The organism is Sphingomonas sp. GW821-FHT03E12 (genome assembly GCF_059420685.1).
Window position 1 is genome coordinate 1,071,340 of record NZ_JBWKUF010000001.1, and the last position, 21,531, is coordinate 1,092,870.

At 65.8% G+C, this 21,531-nt stretch carries 12 protein-coding genes; 7 read left to right on the forward strand and 5 right to left on the reverse strand.

The window, feature by feature from the left end:
* The first annotated feature begins 17 nt into the window (after positions 1-17).
* A complete protein-coding gene (locus AC07TU_RS05215) occupies positions 18-3,116 on the forward strand; it encodes a TonB-dependent receptor (protein ID WP_495186832.1) in 3,099 nt (1,032 codons plus the stop codon).
* A gap of 95 nt (positions 3,117-3,211) precedes the next feature.
* A complete protein-coding gene (locus tag AC07TU_RS05220; protein ID WP_495186833.1) occupies positions 3,212-4,726 on the forward strand; it encodes a tryptophan halogenase family protein in 1,515 nt (504 codons plus the stop codon).
* A gap of 21 nt (positions 4,727-4,747) precedes the next feature.
* Here AC07TU_RS05220 and AC07TU_RS05225 read toward each other — a convergent pair whose 3' ends face one another.
* The 5 genes from AC07TU_RS05225 to AC07TU_RS05245 all read right to left on the reverse strand — a co-directional run bounded on the left by AC07TU_RS05225 (position 4,748) and on the right by AC07TU_RS05245 (position 10,976).
* Positions 4,748-6,505, reverse strand: a complete 1,758-nt coding sequence (locus AC07TU_RS05225; protein ID WP_495186834.1) for an N-acyl-D-amino-acid deacylase family protein — start codon at positions 6,503-6,505, stop codon at positions 4,748-4,750.
* Between the two features lie 33 nt (positions 6,506-6,538).
* Positions 6,539-7,561, reverse strand: a complete 1,023-nt coding sequence (locus AC07TU_RS05230; RefSeq protein ID WP_495186835.1) for an N-acetyltransferase DgcN family protein — start codon at positions 7,559-7,561, stop codon at positions 6,539-6,541.
* Positions 7,542-8,552 (reverse strand): dipeptide epimerase, encoded by a 1,011-nt coding sequence (locus AC07TU_RS05235; RefSeq protein WP_495186836.1) that lies wholly within the window; start codon positions 8,550-8,552, stop codon positions 7,542-7,544. The genes AC07TU_RS05230 and AC07TU_RS05235 overlap by 20 nt, the downstream gene beginning before the upstream one ends.
* Positions 8,549-10,198, reverse strand: coding sequence for an N-acyl-D-amino-acid deacylase family protein (locus AC07TU_RS05240; protein ID WP_495186837.1), 1,650 nt, complete (start codon positions 10,196-10,198; stop codon positions 8,549-8,551). Before AC07TU_RS05240 ends, AC07TU_RS05235 begins: the two co-directional genes overlap by 4 nt.
* Before the next feature lie 109 nt (positions 10,199-10,307).
* The gene (locus AC07TU_RS05245) at positions 10,308-10,976 is read right to left on the reverse strand and encodes a helix-turn-helix domain-containing protein (protein WP_495186838.1); all 669 of its coding nucleotides are present in this window, start codon (positions 10,974-10,976) and stop codon (positions 10,308-10,310) included.
* Between the two features lie 229 nt (positions 10,977-11,205).
* Here AC07TU_RS05245 and AC07TU_RS05250 point away from each other — a divergent pair, with 229 nt between their 5' ends.
* The 5 genes from AC07TU_RS05250 to AC07TU_RS05270 all read left to right on the forward strand — a co-directional run bounded on the left by AC07TU_RS05250 (position 11,206) and on the right by AC07TU_RS05270 (position 21,528).
* A complete protein-coding gene (locus AC07TU_RS05250) occupies positions 11,206-14,055 on the forward strand; it encodes a TonB-dependent receptor plug domain-containing protein (RefSeq protein ID WP_495186839.1) in 2,850 nt (949 codons plus the stop codon).
* A gap of 59 nt (positions 14,056-14,114) precedes the next feature.
* A complete protein-coding gene (bla, locus tag AC07TU_RS05255; RefSeq protein WP_495186840.1) occupies positions 14,115-15,143 on the forward strand; it encodes a class A beta-lactamase in 1,029 nt (342 codons plus the stop codon).
* Complete coding sequence (locus tag AC07TU_RS05260) at positions 15,143-17,443, forward strand: serine hydrolase (RefSeq protein ID WP_495186841.1); 2,301 nt, start codon at positions 15,143-15,145, stop codon at positions 17,441-17,443. The genes bla and AC07TU_RS05260 overlap by 1 nt, the downstream gene beginning before the upstream one ends.
* Positions 17,440-18,546, forward strand: a complete 1,107-nt coding sequence (locus AC07TU_RS05265) for a YkvI family membrane protein (RefSeq protein ID WP_495186842.1) — start codon at positions 17,440-17,442, stop codon at positions 18,544-18,546. Before AC07TU_RS05260 ends, AC07TU_RS05265 begins: the two co-directional genes overlap by 4 nt.
* A gap of 210 nt (positions 18,547-18,756) precedes the next feature.
* Positions 18,757-21,528: a TonB-dependent receptor domain-containing protein gene (locus tag AC07TU_RS05270; RefSeq protein WP_495186843.1), complete on the forward strand. Its 2,772-nt coding sequence runs from the start codon at positions 18,757-18,759 to the stop codon at positions 21,526-21,528.
* Positions 21,529-21,531 lie beyond the last annotated feature (3 nt).

A 21,531-nucleotide genomic window follows, 5' to 3' on the forward strand; every position in this document is an offset into this window, starting at 1 on the left:
GACACAGGGAGAAGGGTATGTTGATTCGGAAGGTTGGTGCGCGGACGGTGTTGCTCGCGGCGGTGTCTGCTGCAGCGCTTAGCATCCCGGGCATCGCGCAGGCGCAGCAGGCTGCAGCCGCTCAGGGCGCAGCGGATGCTGCTGCCGGACAAGAAACCGCCGAGGAAATCCTCGTCACCGGCATCCGCGCATCGCAGGCGCGTGCGATCGACGTAAAGCGTGAGGCGGACAGCGTCGTCGATGCGATCAGCGCCGAGGATATCGGCAAGCTGCCCGACCGCACCATTTCCGATTCGCTCCAGCGCATTCCCGGCATCCAGATCCGCCGCGAGGCTGGCGAAGGCGGCCGGATCAACATTCGCGGCCTTCCGCAGGTCACGACCCTGCTCAACGGCGAAGAATTCCTCGGCGCCAATTCGGTCACCACCGTCCAGCCGAACTTCACCGACATCCCTTCGCAGCTGTTCGCTGGCGCAACCGTCTTCAAGTCGCCGACCGCCTCGCTGCAGCAGAGCGGCCTTTCGGGCACCGTCGACCTGCTCACGCGCCGTCCGTTCAGCCTGCCGCAGGGCCTGACCGTCTCGGCCGCGGCGGAAGCGCAATATGGCGACAAGACCAAGAAGTGGAATCCGTCGTTCAACGGCTTGGTCGCCTATAATTCGGGCCGCTTCGGCATCCTCGTCTCGGCCGCGTACAGCAAGGTCGATCTGTCCAACAGCTATAACGGCATCCAGAGCTATGGCGTCGGCCTCAGCGAAGAAGGCCTGAGCGCCGCGCAGCAGGCGCAAGTCCCGCAGGCCCAGGGTGACTTTGCGGTCGGCAACAACGGCGTCAGCCGCGGCACGCCGATCCGCAACGCCGCCGGTGTCATCACCGGTTTCGACATGAACGGCGATGGCGACGCGAACGATGCGTTCATCACTGCACAGTCGCACACCGTGTGGAACCGCATCACCTCGCGCGAGCGTTTCGGCGGCAATGTGTCGCTCCAGTTCGAGCTGAGCGACACGCTCAAGCTGACCGCGGATGCCTTCTACACCAAGCAGACCCAGTATGACCGTACCGCGGGCTTCCAGTTCCAGAATGTCGACTGGATGTCGTCGCCCTACAGGCCGACCAAGTCGCGCAATACGGGGGCCAAGACCCCCACGGCGATCGGCGGACGCGTGTATGACATCAATACGGTCCAGACCTATGAATACGACATGCCGAATTTCGACAGCTATTCGGAAACCTTCCGGATCAAGTCGGAATCGCAGAACTACAACCTCCAGCTCGATTTCGACAATGGCGAGGGGCTGAAGGCGTCGCTGCGCGGCATCTATGGCAAGGCGGAGCGCGAGCTCGACCAGAGCTATCTGCAGTTCAACCTGACCGACGGCGTCCAGTGGGCCTATTCGGGTGTTGGCAACTATCCGGCGAGCCTGGGCGGTGACCGCGCCTTCAACCCGGGCGGCTATCGCGTCTACAGCCAGAAGGCGACGCTCGACTATTCAAGCGGTGCGCTGGCCTTCACCTTCCCGACCAACTTCCTCAACCAAGCCAAGGATCTCGGCCGCTACGCGCTGAAGACGATCTCGTCGGAAGGCAATGAATACCGCAAAGGCGACATCTGGACGATCCGCGGCGACGTCGAGTGGAAGTCGGACAGCGGCATCGGCATCAGCGCCGGCGCCCGCTACAGCGAGCGTTCGGCCGAGCAGTTCGTGTTCGAGCGCGTCTCGCCCTATTATGTCGGCAACACCGATCATCCGGGCAACCCGGCGGCCGGCTGTTTCGTCAAGTGGAAGGCGTTCGACGTCAATCTGAACAATTCGAGCTGCGCCGTCCGCGACTCGCTGGGCAATGCCTATACAGCGGGCTTCGTCCGTCCGGGCACCGATCCGATCTTCAGCGGGCTGGTCAAGCAGTATGCGATGCCGGCGCCCGGTGCGCCCAACATCTGGGTTCTCGACCCGCGTGCGATGGACAATTCTGAAGCGTTCCAGAACAAGTTCTACCCGGGCAACAAGAACAATGTGAACCCGGCGGATTCGTTCGACATGAACCTGCGCCAGATCGCCGGTTATGTGCAGGTGAACGGCGAAGGCGAAGTCTTCGGCCTGCCGTTCCGCGCCAATGGCGGCGTCCGCGTCGTCAACACCAAGTTCCGCGTGCGCCAGAACATCGTCGGCGTGCCGCAGGCCTATGGCGTGTCGGGTGTCGATGCCGGTGACTTCTACACCGACCGTGAGTTCACCGACTTCCTGCCGGCGTTCAACGCGTCGTTCGACCTCAGCGACAAGCTGAAGTTCCGCGTATCCTATGCCAAGACGATGACGCTGCTCGACTTCCTGCAATGGGGCGGTGGTCTGAACGTCGGCTATGCGATCGACACCACGGTCAATCCGCCGATCTTCCGCGCCCAGTCGGCGCAGCAGCGCGGCAACCCCAATCTGGATCCGTGGCGGTCGAGCAACGTCGAGGCGAGCCTCGAACTCTACACCGGACCTTCCAGCCTGCTGGCGGCGGGTGCTTTCTATCTCGCGGTGGATAGCTTCATCGTCAACACGACGATCCTGCGCAACGACATCCCCGATAATGACGGCGTGATCCGCAACACCGCGCTGCCGGTGAACACGATCACCCAGGGTGCGGGCGGTACGCTGAAGGGCCTCGAATTCTCGGCCCGCCAGGCACTGACCGATTATGGGGTCAATGGCTGGCTCGGCGGCTTCGGCATCGACGCCAACTACACCCTGTCGCTGGGCGATGCGGGCGGTGTCGATCTGGCCGGCAACAAGCAGCCGTTCCAGGACAATTCGAAGCATCAGGTCAACGCGGCGCTGTGGTACGAATCCGGGCCGTTCTCGGCACGTATCGCCTACAACTACCGTTCGAAGCGTCTGGAGACCCAGAACTGGAGCGGCATCGCCGGCCTGTCGGTCTATCAGCGCCCGACCAACTATTTCGATGCATCGATCTCGTTCGACGTGACCGACAACTTCACCATCTACGGCCAGGCGTCGAACTTCACGGGCGAGCATGAGCGTTACTACCTGACCTGGGAAGACCAGGTCGGCTGGGACCAGATCTATGAGCGTCGTTTCGTCGCGGGTGTCCGCGCCAAGTTCTGATCGCTTGAAGTGACTCCTCACTGCCCGCCGTTCGCAACGCGTTCGGCGGGCATTTTTTATTGGCACGATGGGCGTTGCCGCGGATGAATGACGCAATGACAGAAGAACATGGAGAGGACGCGATCCGCAGCATCGCGATCGTCGGTGGCGGAACCGCGGGATGGATGGCGGCAAGCTATCTGGCCCGCACCCTGGCCCATACGAAGATCGCCATCACCCTGATCGACAGTTCGGAGATCGGCACGGTCGGCGTTGGCGAGGCGACGGTCCCCGCGATCCGCGATTTCCTGGCCGTAGTCGGCCTGAGCGACGCGCAGGTGCTCGAGGCGACCGAGGGGACGATCAAGCTCGGCATCCATTTCGCCGACTGGGCCGAGCCCGGGCATCGTTTCTATCATCCGTTCGGTCTTTATGGCGTGCCGGCGCGCGGGGTGCCTTTCCACCAATATTGGCTGAAGCTGCGGGCGGCAGGGCATGACCTGTCGCTGGAGGACTATTGCCTGTGCACCCAGCTGGCGGAGCAGGGGCGGTTCCTGTCGCCGCCAGAACAGCCCGGCAGCGAGCTGGGCGTGTTCGATTTCGCGCTGCATTTCGATGCGTCGAAATTCGCGTCGGTGCTGCGCGATCTTTCGCTGTCGCTGGGTGTCACGCATATCGACGCGCGGATCGAGGGGGTCGAGCAGGACCCGGAAAACGGCCAGGTGCGGGCGGTGCGGCTTGCCGATGGCGGCAGCGTCGCGGCGGATCTGTGGATCGACTGTTCAGGCTTTCGCGGGCTGCTGATCGGCGAAGCGATGGGCGTGCCGTTCATCGACTGGCGCAACTGGCTGCCGTGCGACCGCGCGATCGCACTCGGCTGCGAGCCGGTCGAGGCCTATCGCCCGGTGACCACCTCGACCGCACGCGCAGCCGGATGGCAATGGCATATCCCGCTGCGGCACCGGATCGGCAACGGCTATGTCTACTGCTCCGACCATATCAGCGATGACGAAGCCGAAGCGGTGCTGCGCAGCAATATCGAAGGGGCGGCGATCGGCGAGGCGCGGCGCATCCGCTTCACGCCGGGGCACCGTGCCAACTTCTGGAAAGGCAATGTGGTCGCGATCGGGCTGGCGAGCGGGTTCCTGGAGCCGCTCGAATCGACCAGCATCACGCTGATCCAGTCAGGCCTCGAACGGTTGGTGCGGCTGTTCCCCGACCGGGGCTTCGACCCGGCACTGGCGTCGCTGTTCGATCGCCAGTCGCAGCTGGAGTTCGAGAGAATCCGCGATTTCCTGCTGCTCCACTATTGCCTGAACCGCCGCACGGGCGAGCCGCTATGGGACCGGATGCGGACGATGGAGCTGCCCGAGCATCTGCAGCGCAAGATCGATGCCTGGCGCGCGCAGGGCGAACTGGTGCGCTACGAATGGGAGACGTTCCAGGATCCGAGCTGGCTCAGCATGTATGCGGGGTTCGACATCGAGCCGCGGCGCTACAATGTCCGCGCGGACCAGTTCGACTCCGGCGAACTGCTCGCCACCTTCGAGCGGATGCGCGTGGCGATCCGCGACACCGTGCGGCTCGGCGTGCCGGCGACGGACTATGCGGCGGAGCTGCGGCGGCGGTGAACCCGCCGCCGTCTTGGCGGATTACCTGGCGGGTTTGCAGGCGCCGCCGCCCGGCCAGCCGGTCCAGCCGGGGCCGCGGACGACCTGACCCGGACGCGCCGTGGTCGCCTCGCCCCCGCGCAGCGCCGCGGTGCCGTTGACGAACACGTCGCGGACTCCGGTGGCGAGCGCCCATGGGTTCTCGACCGTAGCGCGGTCCGCGATCGTCCTGGGATCGAACACCACCACATCGGCATAATAGCCGGGCTTGAGCGAGCCACGCTCGCGCAGTGCGAGGTTGGCGGCGGGCAGTGCGCTCATTCGGCGGACGGCCTCGGCGAGCGAGAGCCTCTTCTCGTCGCGGCTATACTTGCCGAGCACGCGGGCGAAGGTGCCATAGGCGCGCGGGTGCGGGCGGGATTTGAGGAACGCGCCTTCGGGCGCCTGCGCACCGGCGTCGGAGCCGAAGCTCATCCACGGCAGCGACGTCGCGCGTGCGACATTCTTTTCGTCCATCAGCCGATAGAGGGTACCGACCCTGCTGCCGTCCTCGATCACCAGATCGATGATCGTATCCTCGGGCGTGGTGCCGCGCATTGCCGCGATCTCGGCGATCGTCTTGCCCGACAGCGGCTTCAGTTTCTCGTTCTTGAAGCCGACCGCAATCATCCCGCCGGCGCCGCCCGCGGCACGGTACATATTCTCCCAGCCGACGCCGGGCATTTTCATCTCGGCGATGACCCGCGCGCGGATCTCGGGCTTGCGCAGCTGCTCGATCCACGCCTCGAGCCCGCCCGACTGGACCCAGGTCGGCATCGCCGCATCCAGCCCGGTACCGGCGATGTCATAGGGATACATGTCGGCGGTGATCTTCAGTCCCTCGCGCCGGGCGGCTTCGACGCGTGCGATCGCGGCGTCGATTTTGCGCCAATTGTCGCGGCCCGCCTGTTTGAAGTGATAGATTTCGGCACGCGCGCCGGTCGCGCGGGCGATCGAAACCAGTTCGTCGATCGCTTCGAGCAGCCGGTCACCCTCGGAGCGCATATGGCTGATATAGCCACCGTCGCAGCGCGCGGCCTCATCGACCAGCGCGATCAGCTCCGGGGTCTCGGCATAGCTGGCGGGGGCGTAGATGAGCGACGATCCGACGCCGAGCGCGCCCTGCCGCATCTCGGCCGCGACCAGCGCCCGCATCCGGGCGAGCTGGTTCGCATCGGGATCGACATCGCCTTCACCGAGCACATTGGTGCGCACTGTCGCGGCGCCCACATACGAGGCGACGTTCTGCGAGACGCCGTGCTTCGTGAGCCAGTCGAGATATTCGCCCAGGGTCGTCCATTCGACGTTGTAGCGCAGGTCGCTCTGGCGGCGGACCATGTCGGCCTTCATCGCCGGGTTGAGCGGGCCCATGCTCTCGCCCTCGCCGAACACCTGAAGCGTCACGCCCTGCTTGAGTTCGCTGAGGCCCCGGCCGTCGGCGATCAGCGATTCGATGCCCCAGCTCAGCATGTTGATGAAGCCGGGCGCGATCGCCATGCCGGTGGCGTCGATCACGGTCCTGGACTTGCCCGGCGCTTTCGGCCCGACATAGACGATGCGCTCGCCGCGGATCGCGACGTCGCCCTTCACGCCGGGCTTGCCGCTGCCGTCATAGATGGTGCCGCCGCGCAGCACGATGTCGTAAGCCGGCGCCGACTGGCGGGGTGCATTTGCCGCCGGCGCCGGCACGGGAGTGGCGGTGACCGGAGCCCCGGGCAGCACGGCCAGTGCGATACATGCCAGTCCGAACGCTTTCCGCATCACCATCACTCCCTGTTCCGTCAGTTGGTCCCGTCAGCGCAGACAGGCCTCCACCAAAGTGTCGAACGCAGCCCCGCCCCGGATTGGATCGGCGGCGGGCAGGCCATAGCGGTTCGCCACGCGCGCAATCTCGTCGGCCGCCGCCTGATCGTCCAGTGCCGCAGTATTGAGGCTGATCCCCGCGCAACGCACCGCCGGATTGGTCAGCCGCGCGGCGCCCAGATACGCCTCGATCGCGACGTCGAGCGCGGGCAGCGGATAGTTGGGCCGCCCCAGGATCGCGGTACGTCCGGGCATGTGGCAGAGCACGATCACGTCGGGCTGGCTGCCATGGATGAGACCCAGGGTCACTGCGGCATAGCTCGGATGGAACAGCGAACCCTGTCCCTCGACCACATCCCAGTGATCCGCTGCTGCCGGTGGGCTGAGCAGTTCGGCGGCGCCCGAGACGAAGTCGGAGACGACGGCGTCGATCGGGATGCCGCCGCCCGCGATCAGGATACCGGTCTGCCCGGTCGCGCGGAAATCGCTCGGCACGCCGCGTCCGGCAAAGGCGCGGGCGAGGGCGAGGGCGGTGTATTTCTTGCCCAGCGCGCAGTCGGTGCCGACGGTCAGCAGCCGCTTGCCGCTGCGCTTGTCGCCGGTGCCGACGGGGATGCCGGCGGGCGGGACGCGCACGTCATGAAGCTTCACGCCATGCTGTGCTGCCGCGGCGGCGATCGCAGGATGATCGGCGAGGCGGCCGTGCATGCCGCTCACCAGATCGAGCCCCGCGGCCATCGCCTCGACCAGCGGTGCGACCCAGGTGTCGGCGATGACGCCGCCCGGATTGGCGACCCCGATCACCACCGACCGCGCGCCCGCGGCGACGGCTTGCGCCGCGGTCATGCGGGGCAGGCCGGTGCTTACCTGCGTTCCGGCAAAGGCCAGTTCGCCGACGCAGCGTTCGCGTGCCCATTCGGCGAGGCCGAGGCCGGTCTTGGCATAGCCTGGCTCGACGAGGTCGCCGAGGAACAGCAGATAGGGCGCGGGCAGTTCAAGCGAAGGCAGCGGCATTAGTGCCTCCCCAGACCAGAGGTGAAATCGCGATACGGCCGTCGCGATAGGTCGCGGCGACGTCGCGGTCGCGGCCGAGCAGCAGCGGGCCGTCAAGATCGACGACGTCGCAATGCTGGCCGACGACATAGGCCGGGGCCATCGACCAGGAGGTGCCGAGCATGTTGCCGACCATGACCTTGAGGCCGAGCACCGACGCCTGCCTTGCGATCTCCAGCGCCTCCGTCAGGCCTCCGCATTTGTCGAGCTTGATGTTCACCACCTGATAGCGCCCGATCAGCGAGGCCAGGTCGGCAAGGCTCTGCGCGCTTTCGTCCGCGGCGAGCGGAATGCGCGACTTGAGACCGTCGAGCGAGGCGTCCTGCCCCGCCACCACGGGCTGTTCGAGCAAAGCCACATTCGCCTCGAGCAGCACCGGCAGCAGCTTTTCGGTCGTCGCGCGGGTGAGGCCCTGATTGGCATCGACCCCGATCCATGCCTTGGGGCAGGCAGCGCGCACCGCACGCACTCGGTCGGCGTTGGACGGGGATTCGGTGAGCTTGAGCTTGAGTGCGGGTACCCCACCATAGGCCAGCGCCTGTTGTGCCATCGCCTCGGGCGTGTCGGCGCCGACGGTGCAGACCGTCACCAGCGGGCGCGGATCGGCGATCCCCGCCAGCGCCATCACCGTCGTGTCCTTCTGTCGCGCCTCAAGTTCCCACAAAGCGCAATCGACCGCATTGCGCGCACCGCCCGGGGGCAGCAGCTGCTGGAGCTCGGCGCGGGTGATTCCCGCATCGATCGCGTCGCGCACCGCCTCGACCTCGCGGATCATCTTCGCGGGGGTATCGTCGCGATAATAGACGCCCGCACCTTCACCGCGGCCGACATGCTCGCCGTCGGACAGCTCGACGATCAGCAGCGGCACGCTCGTCCACACCTTGCCGGTGATGCGGAACGGGCTGTGCGTCGGCCATTCCTCCAGCCTTGTCGTCAGTTTCAATCGTGTCACTTGAGTTGTGCTCCCGGCGCCGCGCAGGCGCCCTTCAGAACCGAACCCGGCCGGGCGCCGGTCACCTTGCCGCCCGCCAGCACCAGCTGGCCGTTGACGATCACATCATCGATCCCGACCGGCGAGACGGTGGGCTGGTTGAACGCCGCACGGTCATCGAGCCTGTCATAGTCGAAGATCGTCACGTCCGCCCGCAGCCCTTCGCGCAGCACGCCGCGGTCGGTGAGGCCCATGCGGTGCGCGGGCCAGGAGGTCATCTTGCGCACCGCGTCCTCGAGCGTCAGGACCGGGCGGCGCTTGACGTACTCGGCGATGGTGCGCGCGGCGTTGCCGTATGCGCGCGGGTGGGGAAGGCCGAGGCCGTCGATCTGCCCGAACACCTCCGCCGCGCCGGCATCGCTGCCGATGCTGACCCAGGGCTGTTTCAGCGCAGTCTCGATATCGCGCTCGTCCATCATGAAGTAGAGCGCGACCGCGCGCTTGGGGAGCGCGGCGAGCGTGATGTCCCATGCGATGTCGGCGGGGTCGGCGTTCTCGGCCTTGGCGATCTCAGCCAGCGACTTGAACCGGTATTTGTCCCAGCGCGGATTGTGCGCGTTGCCCAGCACGATCTTGTCCCAGCCGCCGGCCGAGACGACCATGTTGGTCCAGCCCGGCTGCGGCCCGGCGGCGATGTCGCGCTTCATCTTCGCACGCTGCGCCGGATCGTTGAGCAGCTTCACCGCCTCGGCAAAGCCTTTCTCGTACACCCAGTTGGGCGCGATGATCTCAAGGCCCGTGCCCGCGAAGGGATAGAGGTACATGTCCGCCGCGACATCCACGCCGCGGGCGCGGGCGTCGGCGATCAGCTTCACCGCCTGCGGCATCAGCTGTCCGAATTTGGGCGCCCAGGCGGCCTTCAAGTGGAAGATCTCGACCTTCACCCCGGCGCGCTCGCCGATCGCGATCGCTTCCTTGACGCCGTCGAGCAGCCCTTCGCTCTCGTCGCGCATATGCGTCGCATAGATCGCGTTGCACGGCGCCGCGGTCCTGACGATCTCGACCAGCTCGTCGGTGGTCTGGAAGCTGCCCGGCGGGTAAATGAGCGCGGTGGCGAGGCCGAGCGTGCCCGCGTTCATCGCGATGCGCACCTTGGCCTTGATCTGCGTCATCTGTTCGGCCGTCGGTGTGCCCGCGGCATCGCCCATCACCTCGCGCCGCGCCTGGGTGGGCGAATAATAGGTGCCGAAATTGACCGCGATCCCCTTGGTCTCCAGCTCCTTGAAATAGGCGGTGACCTGATCGGCGGGGACGGGGGTGCCGCCTTCGCCCCCGATCAGCGTGGTGACGCCGCTGCGCAGCTTGTTCTCGGCGATACCGTTGGTGCGCAGCACGCGGCCGGACTGGTCCATCATGTCGATCCAGCCCGGCGAGACATAGCGGCCGCGTGCATCGACCTCCTGCCTGCCCTTGCCGGTGACCTTGCCGATCTTGGCGATGCGCCCGTCCTTGATCGCGACGTCCGCCGAGACCCAGGGATTGCCCGCGCCGTCGAGCACGCGCCCACCGCGAATGACGATGTCATATTCAGGGGCGGGTTCCTGGCCCTGCACCGGTGCGATTGCGAGCCCGGCCGCGGCGACCGCGGCGAAAATGTGCAGCTTCATGCGCCACTCCCCTGTTCGCGATTCACATCATGGCGAATCGCAGCTGGAGAATTCCTAGCGCGACATTTTCATTATGGAAAGTATTCTACTTTGTGAAAATTCGGATGGCCTATTCCGGCCGGGACCAGCGCGGCGCGCCGGTATCCGACACGTCATCGCCCTGCCGCGCCTCGGCTTCGGCGATCAACTCGTCCTGGAGATGTTCGTCGCCCGATGCGCACACGACCAGCATCACCGCCTCTTCATGGCCGGGCGCGACCAGATAGGCATGGCCCATGGTGCTGTCGATATAGACGCCTTCGCCCTCATGCAGGGTTACTGGCTCGTAAAACTCGGTGTGGAGGATGGCGGCGCCCTGGACCACATAGGCGAATTCCTCGCCGCTGTGCCGCACCAGCTCGCCGAATTCCTCCAGCGTCCTTGAGGTTACACGCGCATGGATCGGGATCATCCGGCGATTACGGAGTTCACCGGAGAAATAGCTGTATTCATAGTTGTTGGTGGTGATGTGGATCGCACGGTCGAGCGTCGCGATGCTTCGCCGCCCGGTCACCACCGGCGCGCCCTTCTTGGGCGCCGGTTCGGCAAACAATGCCGTCAGCGGAATGTTGAGCGAGCGCGCGAATTGCTGAAGCTTGTCATAGCTCAGCGTCAGCTTGTCGTTCTCGATCTTCGACAAGGTCGAGAGCGGAATACCGACGGCGCGGCTCATATCCGACAATTTCCATCCGCGCTCCTGGCGCAGGCGTTTCACGATTGTTCCGAGGCTTGGCGTCATTTGTCCGCTATTTAGCACTAGATTTGCGGATTTGAAATCGGTTCTGGTGTCCCGGCTGTATCGGGAACGGAAGTTTCACAGCCCCGTCTCAGGAATGTCATTTTCTGTCTTGACGACATTCTCCAATACGAGAACAAATGCCCTCAGAGAAATTCGAGAGTCGCCGGAAGAGCGGCTCCGCTGCCGCACAGGGGGCACGGTTTTCACGAATCGAAATAGGGGACACGCGATGGCCGTTTCGGAAATGATGGGCATGCGGCGCAATTGGAAGCGCCGGATTCTGACGGGTGCGGCATTTGGCTTGCCGATGGTTCTGCCCAGCTTCGCCTGGGCGCAGGATGCCGCCGAGGAGCCCGAAGAGGTCATCGTCACCGGATCGCAGATCGCACGCAGCGGCTTCGATACCCCGACCCCCGTCACCGTCGTCGGCACTGCGGATTTCGAGCGCGTCGCCGCGCCCAACGTCGCCGACGCGCTCAATCAATATCCCGCGCTCAAGCCCAGCGTCACGCCCGAAGCGTCGACCAACCTGTCCAAGCTGTCGTCGGGCAACTATCTCGATCTGCGCGGCCTCACCTATCTGCGCACGCTCACCCTGGTCGACGGCAAGCGGCCGACGCCGTCGTCGCCCGAGGGCGTGGTCAACGTCAACAACATCCCGCAGGCGGTGATTTCGGGCGCCGAAGTCGTCACCGGCGGCGCATCGGCCGCCTATGGTTCGGACGCCGTCGCCGGCGTGGTCAACTTCAAGATCGACCACAAGCTCGAAGGCGTGCGCGGCAACGCGCAATACGGCATCAGCGACTATGGCGATAACAAGAGCTACCTCGCCTCGGCAGCGGCGGGTACCAAGTTCGCCGGCGGCCGCGGCCACATCATCGTCGGCGCCGAAATGGCGCAGAGCAAGGGCATCCTTGACTATGGCTCGCGCGAATGGGGCGACTATGCCGTCATCTCCAACCCGGCCAGCACGCCGACCAACACCGCGCCGACCTATATCCTGGTCAATCAGCCGCGCGCATCGAATGCTTCCTATGGCGGCCTGATCAACAGCGCGACCGGCGCCAACGGCACCGCATTGCTGCGCGGCATCCAGTTCCTGGGCAACGGCCAGACCGGCCCGTTCAACTACGGCACCAATCAGACCGCCAACTCGCATCAGGGCGGCGACGGCGTCTGCGGCATCTGCGACGCGGTGCTGAAGCAGCCCTATAAGCGCTGGGCAGCCTATGGCGCGAGCGAGTTCGAGTTCAGCACCGCGGCGACGCTCTACGCCAGCTTCGGCTATGCGCGCTCGGACATCGAGAATGCGCCGTCGATCACCGCGAACGATCAGATCACGATCCAGCGCGACAACGTCTTCCTGCCCAGCTCGATCCGCACGATCCTGAACGCCAATCCCGACATCACCAGCTTCGTGATGGGCCGCGCGATCAACGACTATGCGCGCGGCTATATCAACAAGGTGACGTGGAACTGGCAGGCGGTGGCGGGACTGCGCGGCAAGCTCGGCGGATCGTGGAGCTACGACGTCTCCTACACCTATGGCAAGGCGCGCGACTACACCAACTTCGCCGGCGCGCGGAACACCGCCAACTGGCGCAACGCGCTCGATGCGGTCGATAATCCCGCGACCCCGGGCGTGGTCGATCCGATCTGCCGTTCGACCATCACCAATCCGACCAATGGCTGCGTGCCGCTCAACCTGTTCGGCGTGGTCGCCCCGGGAGATCAGGCAGCGGCACTCGACTATATCACCGGGGATTCGATCCGCGACTGGCAGATGAAGCAGCAGACCGCGGACCTGATCGTGCGCGGCAGTCTGTTCTCGCTGCCCGCCGGAACGGTGAGCTTCGCGGGCGGCGTCCATTGGCGCAAGTTCGAGGTCGATGTGCTCTCCGATCCGATCTCGGCAAGCCGGCCGGGCGGGGCGACCGTCTATCGCGTCGGCAACACGCTTCCCTTCTCGGGCACCGAAGAGGTCAAGGAAGCGTTCGGCGAGTTGCTGATCCCGATCCTCGCGGATCAGGACTATGCCAAGAATCTCGATCTGAACGTTGCCGGGCGCATCACCGACTACAAGACGTCGGGCCAGGTCGAGACGTGGAAGGCCGGCATCAACTATGCGATGACCGACTTCCTGCGGTTCCGCGCCACGCGCTCGCGCGACATCCGCGCGCCCAACATCCAGGAGCTGTTCGCCGCGGGGCAGACGCTGATCTTCAACATCACCGACAGCGCGCGCGCAAACGAGATCTATGCAGTCTCGACCACGCAGGGCGGCAACCCGTTCCTCAAGCCCGAAAAGGCCGATACGCTGACCCTGGGCATGGTCGTGTCGCCGACCCGCGACCTGCGCTTCTCGCTCGACTATTACGACATCAAGATCGAGGGCGCGATCGCCGCGCTGACTGCGCAGCAGATCGTCAACCGCTGTAACAATGGCGACGCCGGATCGTGCGCTCTGGTCACCCGCGGGCCTGCGAGCGGTGCCACGCCGGGTCAGATCAGCGGCATCCTGCTCGCACCCGCCAACTTCCAGTCGATCATGACTGCGGGCATCGATTTCGAGGCGTCGTACCGCACCGATTTCTGGAAGGGCAGCCTCGACCTGCGGGTGCTCGCCAACTACGTCAACAAGCTCGAGCTGGTCGGTGACGGCGGCGCGCGGACGATCCTCGCGGGGACGCTGTCGCAGACCTTTGTCGATGGCGTGAACGGATCGCCCAATCTGCGCGTCACCAGTTCGGCGAGCTACAGCACCGACGGCTGGCGCGCCAACCTGACCGGGCGCTGGATCGGCGGGGGCCTCATCACCCGCGACACCACCGTGACCAAGCCGTTCGGCACGCCGATCAGCGACAAGATGCACGGCAACGGCCGCTTCTACCTCGACCTGTCGGGTGAGGTGACGCTGTTCCGTCCGACCGGCGGCAAGAGCAAGGTCGCGGCCTATGGCTCGATCCTCAACCTGCTCAACACCGATCCGCCGATCCTGGGCTATGACTGGGCGACCGCGCGGCATCTGTACGATGTGATCGGGCGGCAATTTACGGCGGGCATCCGGTTCAGTTTCTGATCCGGGCGCTCAAGAACAAGACTAAGAAACAAGATCAAACGGGGAGACAGGGTGTGCGTATGAGCTTGCTGAAGGGCCGTGTATTGTTTTCCCTTTCGGCGCTGTGCCTTGTCGCACCGCCTTTGATCCCCGCCGCCGGCGCCCAAGCCTCACCGGCGCCGGCGGCAACTGCAAAGCTTGAATCCGCCTTTGCGGTGCTCGCCAAGCAGACCGATGGCACCGTCGGGGTGGCGGTGCAGCGGATCGGCGGCGGGCCGGTCTACACGCTCAACGCCGGTCAGACCTTCCCGATGGCCAGCACCTTCAAGATCGCGGTCGCGGGCGCCGTTCTCGCGCGGATCGACAAGGGCGATTTCAAGCTCGACGCGATGGTCACCGTAGATCCGGCGGTGTGGGTCCAGTCGGCCGGAATCACCGAGCAGATGAAGCATCCCGGCGTCGCGCTGTCGGTGCACAATCTGCTCGAGCTGATGCTGACGCGCAGCGACAATACCGCCACCGATGTGATGGTGACGCAGGCGGGCGGCCCGGCAGCGGTCACCGCCTGGCTGCGCAAGGTCGGCGTCACCAGCGGTCAGCGCGTCGATGCCGATACCGCGCGGCTCATCTACCGCGCGCTCAACATCACGCCGGGGCCGGGGACGTTCCGCGAGAATATCGACCGCGCCTTCGCCGCTGATCCGTCGAAGCGCGACATGGACCAGAAGCGCCTCCCCAATACACCGTTCAACAATGATCCGCGCGACGCGTCGACGCCTGAGGCGATGGTCCAGCTGCTCGCCGTGATCCAGTCGGGCAAGGCGCTGAGCGCATCGAGCACCAAGGTGCTGATCGAGATCATGGAACGCTGCATCACGGGTGAGAAGCGTCTGAAGGGCCTGCTGCCTCAGGGCACGGTGGTCGCGCACAAGACCGGCACGCTGATGAGCATCGCCAACGATGTCGGCATCGTCACGATGCCCGACGGCAGCAAGTTCGCGATCGCCGCGTTCGTGAAAGGCGATACCAAGGGCGTGGATACGCAGGAGCGGGTGATCGCCGAGGTCGCCCGAACCGCCTACGATCATTATCTGCTGGGCGGGCAATAATGCGCACACTGATGGTGGCGGCGCTGGTTTGCGCCGCGCCCGCCGCCGCTCAGCCTGCTGAGCTGGCGGCGGTTACGCGTTCGGTCGAGTCTGCTGCGCAGGCCGAGCTGGCGGACAAGGAAATCCCGTCGATCGCGGTTGCGCTGATCGATCGCAGCGGCGTCGTCTGGTCGCGTGCCTGGGGCAAGGCCGACGCCGATGGCAAGGTGCCCGCGACGCCGGCGACGATCTATCGCGCCGGATCGGTCAGCAAGCTGTTCACTGACATCGCGGTGATGCGGCTGGTCGAACAGGGCAAGCTCGATCTCGATGCGCCGGTGACGCGCTACCTTCCGGACTTCCGCCCGCAGAACCCGTTCGGCGGCGCGATCACGCTGCGCCAGTTGATGACGCATCGCAGCGGGCTGGTGCGTGAAGCGCCGCGCGGCCATTATTTCGACAGCGAAGCCAAGGGGCAGGCCGATGCGGTCGCCAGCCTCAACTCGACCCGGCTGGTCGCCGCACCCGGCGCGATCACCAAATATTCCAATGCCGGTATCGCCGTGGTGGGCGAAGTCGTCGCCCGCGTCACCGGCAAGCCCTATGCGCAGGCGGTCACCGATCTGGTGCTGCGCCCGCTCGGCATGAGCGCGAGCGGGTTCGAACTTCGCGCGGTGAAGGGGCCGGTCGCCTATTCGCAGATGAACAGCTTCGACGGCGGGCGCTGGGCCGCACCGCCGCTTGAACTCGGCACGCCCGCAGCGGGCAGCCTCTACACCGATACCGCCGATCTCGGCGCCTTCGCCCGCGCGATGCTCAATGGCGGCGGCGCGGTGCTCAAGCCCGCGACCCTCGCCGAGATGTGGCGCGAGCAGTACGGCAAAACCGGGACGCGCAGCTTCGGGCTCGGCTTCGGCCTCGGCACGCTCGATGGCCAGCGCACCGTCGGCCATGGCGGCGCGGTCTATGGCCATGTCACCAGCCTGCAGATGATGCCCGATGCCGGGATCGGCGTCGTCGTCTTCGCGACGGTCGATGCCGGCAATGCCGCGCAGCGGATCGGCGCGCATGCGCTGCGCAGCTGGCTCGCCGCGCGCGAAGGACGGGCGCTGCCCGGCTGGCAGCGCAGCGCCGCGATCAGCGGAGAAGAAGCGATCCGCCTCAGCGGCCGGTTCGAAAATGGTGGCGACAGCGTCAACCTGCGCGTGTTCGACGGCCGGCTGGTGCTCGATGCGCCGGAACTGGCGGGCGAGCTGCGCCGCATCGGCGACCGCTATGTGCTCGACGACGCGCAGTTGTGGCGCGAAGGCGTCGCGGTCGCACCCGACGCGAGCTGGGTCGAACTCGACGGCCGCCGCTTCACCCGCACGCAATGGCGCCGCCCGCCGCCGCCCAATGCCGAGCTCGCCGGGCTGATCGGCGAATATGGCTGGGACTATAATGTGCTGCGCCTCTACGAGCGCGATGGCAAACCCTATGCCCGCGTCGAATGGGTCGACTGGCTCCCGCTCACCCGCGTCGCCGCCGATCACTATGCCTTCCCGAAGGATCATGGCCTCTACCCGCTCGAAGCGCTGACCTTCGAACGCGACGCTACCGGTACGGTGACGGCCGCCAAGCTCGGCGACATCCGCTTCCCGCGCCGCGACTTTGGTGCCGAGGGTGAGGCAGCGATCCGCAAGGTGATGGCGACCGGCGGGATCGACACGGTGCGCGAAGGCGCGCGCCGCGCGACCCCGCCGGTCGAGACCGGGAAGGTCAAGTCCGACCTGGTCGCGGTCCAGTCGTTCGATCCGGCGATCCGGCTCGACGTCCGCTACGCCGGGACCAACAATTTCCTCGGCCAGCAGATCTACGAACGGCCGGGCGCGTTCCTTCAGCGGCCGGCGGCGCAGGCGATGGCGCGGATCAACAAGGCGCTGGCGCCGCAGGGCTTCGGGCTGCTCGTCCACGACGCCTATCGCCCCTGGTACGTCACCAAGATGTTCTGGGACGCGACCCCGCCGGCCAGCCGCATCTTCGTCGCCGATCCCAGCCAGGGATCGCGCCACAATCGCGGCGCCGCGGTCGACCTCACCATGGTCGACCTGGCGAGCGGCAAGCCGATGATCACCACCGGCCGCTACGACGAAATGTCGAGCCGGTCCTATACCAACTATGTCGGCGGCAGCGACGAGCAGCGCTGGCTGCGCGAAGTGCTGCGCCGGGCGATGGAAGCCGACGGCTTCACCGTATATCCGCAGGAATGGTGGCATTTCGACCGGGATGGGTGGCAGCAATATCCGATCGGCAATCGCAGTTTCGAGGAGCTTGAAAAGTGAGTGCCGTATCGACGATCAACCGTTACCTGCTCCCCGGATTCGCCTTCAAGGCGGTCGTGATCGGCGGTGGCTATGCCACCGGTCGCGAGCTGGTCGAATTCTTCATGCCCACCGGGCCCGTCGGCGGGCTGTGGGGAATGCTGCTGGCGATGGTGATGTGGAGTGTGATCTGCGCGATCACCTTCCGCTTCGCCTATTCGGTCGGCGCGACCGACTATCAAAGCTTCTTCCGGCCCCTGCTCGGGCGGTTCGATGTCGCGTTCGAAATCATCTATTTCGGCTTTCTGATCCTCGTCCTGTCGGTGTTCGGATCGGCGGCGGGGGCGATCGGCGCGGCGATGTTCGGGCTGCCGCACATCGTCGGCACGCTCGCCTTGGTCGGCGCGGTGCTGGTGGTGTGCGCGGCGGGGCAGAGTGCGGCTGAGGCAGTGTTCAAATACGTCTCGATCCTGCTCTACGGCGTCTATGCGATCTTCCTGGTGATGGTGTTGTGGCAGTTCACGCCCCAGATCCGCGCGGGCTTCGCGATGCCGGTGCCGACCGACGGCTGGTTCATGGGCGGGGTCACCTATGCCTCGTACAATGTCATCGGCGCGGTGCTGATCCTGCCCGTGCTGCGCCATCTGCGCAGCGGCCGCGACGCCGTGGTGTCGGGGCTGCTCGCGGGACCGCTGGCGATGGCGCCGGCGATCGCCTTCTTCGTCTGTCTGGTCGGTTTCTACCCCGGCATCGTCAACGAGGAACTGCCGTCCAACTATGTCCTCGACGCACTCGGCAGCCCGCTGTTCCACTTCGCGTTCCAGACCATGGTGTTCTTCGCGCTGCTCGAGTGCAGCGTCGGCTTTGTCCAGGCGTTCAATGCACGGATCGATGCCGCCTATCAGCGGCGCGGCAAGGCGATGCCGCAATCGGTGCGCATCGCCGTTCCCGCCGCGGTGACGATCGGATCGGTGTTCATCGCCAGCGCCATCGGCCTCGTCGCGCTGATCGCCAACGGCTATCGCGCGATGGCGATCGCGACGCTGATCGTTTTCGTACTTCCGCTGCTGACGATCGGTGTCGCGCGGCTGCTGCGGACGCGGGGCGAGCCGGTCCCGGCCTGATCCCCTGGACCTTCGTCCCATCGGGCACGGCTGCGTATCGCGCGGCCGTGCCCGAAGCTATTCCATAGCTTCGCGCTATACATTCGCCAAAGCTTGATACTGGCCACCCCGCGCCGCGGACCGCCAACTTGCCCCCGACGAGACCCCGCGAACCGGGGCGGCTGAAAGCCTGGGAGAGGTGTTCGGCAACGCACGCGAAAAGGGGCGGGGATGATTCAGACGGTTGGACGGGTTACGCTGGCGGCAACGGTGGCGGGGGCGGCATTGCTCGCAAGTACGGCGGCAGCTCAGACGAACGATGATGCCGCGCCGCCTGCCGAGGCTCCGGCGAAAGGCGAAGCGCCCGATGTGATCGTCACCGGATCGCAGGTGGCGCGCAGCGGTTTCGTTTCGGCAACGCCGCTCACCACGCTTTCGAGCGAACAGATCGAGCGTAGCGGCGTCGACAATATCGGCGACGCGCTCAACCAGCTTCCGGCGCTGCGCGCGACGCTGACACCGAGCAGCGCGACGAACCTGTTCAGCATGACCGGCGGCAATTTCCTCGACCTGCGCGGGCTGGGCGCGGTGCGTACGCTGACGTTGGTCGATGGCAAGCGCTATGTGCCGACCAATCCTTCGGGGATCGTCAATACCAATGTCATCCCGCAGGCGATGATCGCATCGACCGACATCGTCACCGGCGGTGCGTCGGCAGCCTATGGCTCGGACGCGGTGGCGGGGGTGGTGAATCTGCGCCTGCGCCCCAACCTTCAGGGCGTCACCGGCAGCCTTCAGGGGTCGATCACCGATCACAACGACAATCGCCGCTACCGGCTATCGGTCGCCTGGGGCGAAACCTTCGCATCGGGCCGCGGCAAGATCCTGATCGGCGCGGAGATCGCCGAGGCGAGCGGGATCGACCGGCTCGACAGCCGCGACTGGGGGAACAGCCCCAACACCATCCTCAATCCCGACTGGACCGCCACCAACGGCCTGCCGCGCTTCCTGATCGTCAGCGATGCGCGCAACGCCAACGCCTCCTATGGCGGCGTGATCAACTCGCCCACCCGGCTGCGTGGCATCCAGTTCGGCCCCGGCGGCACGCCGGTGCCCTTCACCTACGGGACACTGGTCACGGCCGCCGCGATGAAGGGTGGCGACGGGGTCAAGATGGGCGGCGATCTCGTCCTCGCCTCCCCGGTCAAGCGTCACAGCGAATATGGCAGGATCAGCTACGAGCTGACGAACGACATCACCGCCTGGGCCGAGTTCGGCTATGCGCGTACCGATGTCGTGAACGACAGCCTGCTCGGCAACGACCAGATCACGATCCGCCGCGACAATGCCTATCTGCCCGCGTCGATCCGGCAAGAGATGGTCGCGAACAACATCCAGAGCTTCGTCATGGGCCGCAGCCTGATCGATTATGCGCGCGGGCAGGTCGATATCACCACGCGCACCTGGCAGGGACTGGTCGGCCTCAAGGGCAAGCTCGGCGGCGGCTGGTCGTTCGAGACGTCGTTTGCCTCGGGGCGCACCCAGAACAATCTGCTCTCGCCCGGCAACCGGATCACGTCGCGCTGGATGCTTGCGCTCGACGCAGTGGTGAACCCTGCAACCAACACGATCGTGTGCCGATCGACGCTGACCGACCCGACCAATGGCTGCGTGCCGCTCAACCTGTTCGGCGTCGGATCGGCGTCGGAAGAGGCGAAGGCGTGGATCACCGGCACCGGGCGGCGCGACTGGGATATCCGCCAGCAGGTCGCGGACCTGACCTTGCGCGGCAATCCCTTCTCGACCTGGGCCGGGCCGGTTTCGGTCGCGTTCGGCGGTCTCTACCGGCGCCAGAGCGTCGTCGTCACCTCGGACGAACTGTCGCAGGCACAGGCGTTCCGCGTTGGCAATTCGCTGCCCTGGGACGGCGAGCTGACCGTCAAGGAAGGCTTTGGCGAGGTGCTGGTGCCGCTGGCGAGCAACGCCGGATGGGTCAAGGATTTCGACCTCAGCCTCGGCGTCCGTTACGCCGACTACAGCACGGGCTTTGGCGCGACGACGTGGAAGCTCGGAATCAACTACGCGATCGATGACTCGATCCGCCTGCGCATGACGCGCTCACGCGATATCCGCGCGCCCAATCTCGACGAGCTGTTCGCCGGCGGCAGCGGGTTGATCCAGAGCGTCACCGATCCGGTGCTCAATCAGACCTATTCGGTGACCAACCGGACGGGCGGCAATCGCGATCTCAAGCCCGAGACCGCCGATACTTTCACCGCGGGACTGGTGTTCACGCCGGAGTTCGTGCCCGGCTTCCAGCTTTCGGTCGATTACTACAATATCCGCCTCAACGACGCGATCGGATCGCTCAACGCGGCGGCGACGGTGACGCGCTGCTACACCGATACGCCGCAGGTCTGTTCGCTCATCACCCGCGATGCGAGCAACCGGATCACGGTCGTCCGCACTGCGCCCGCCAACTTCCAGCGGGTCGAGACCGCGGGGGTCGATGTCGAGCTTGCCTATCGTTTCCCGTTTGCCGGCGGGCGGATGAACCTGCGCGGCCTGATCAGCTACACCGGCAAGCTCGACCTGGTCGACGGCGCCAATATCAGCCGCTTCGCGGGCAGCACCGAACAGAGCACGGTGAATGCGGTCGGCGGCGAGCCGCACTGGCGGTTCAACGGATCGGCCGCCTATGTCGGCGAACGCCATAAGCTCAGCCTCACCGGCCGCTATGTCGGCGGCGGCATCATCAGCGCCGAGAACGAGATCAGCAACTACACCGACAGGAAGACCGTCAATGGGCGGCTCTATCTCGATGTGTCAGGAGAGATCACATTGCTCCAGCACCGGCGCAACCGGGTCGCGCTGTTCGGGACGATCCAGAATCTGATGGACACCGATCCGCCGATCACTGCGGTCAACGGCTATGGCACCACGCGCAGCCTCTACGACATGATGGGCCGGGTCTACACCGCCGGCGCCCGCTTCCGCTTCTGAAGG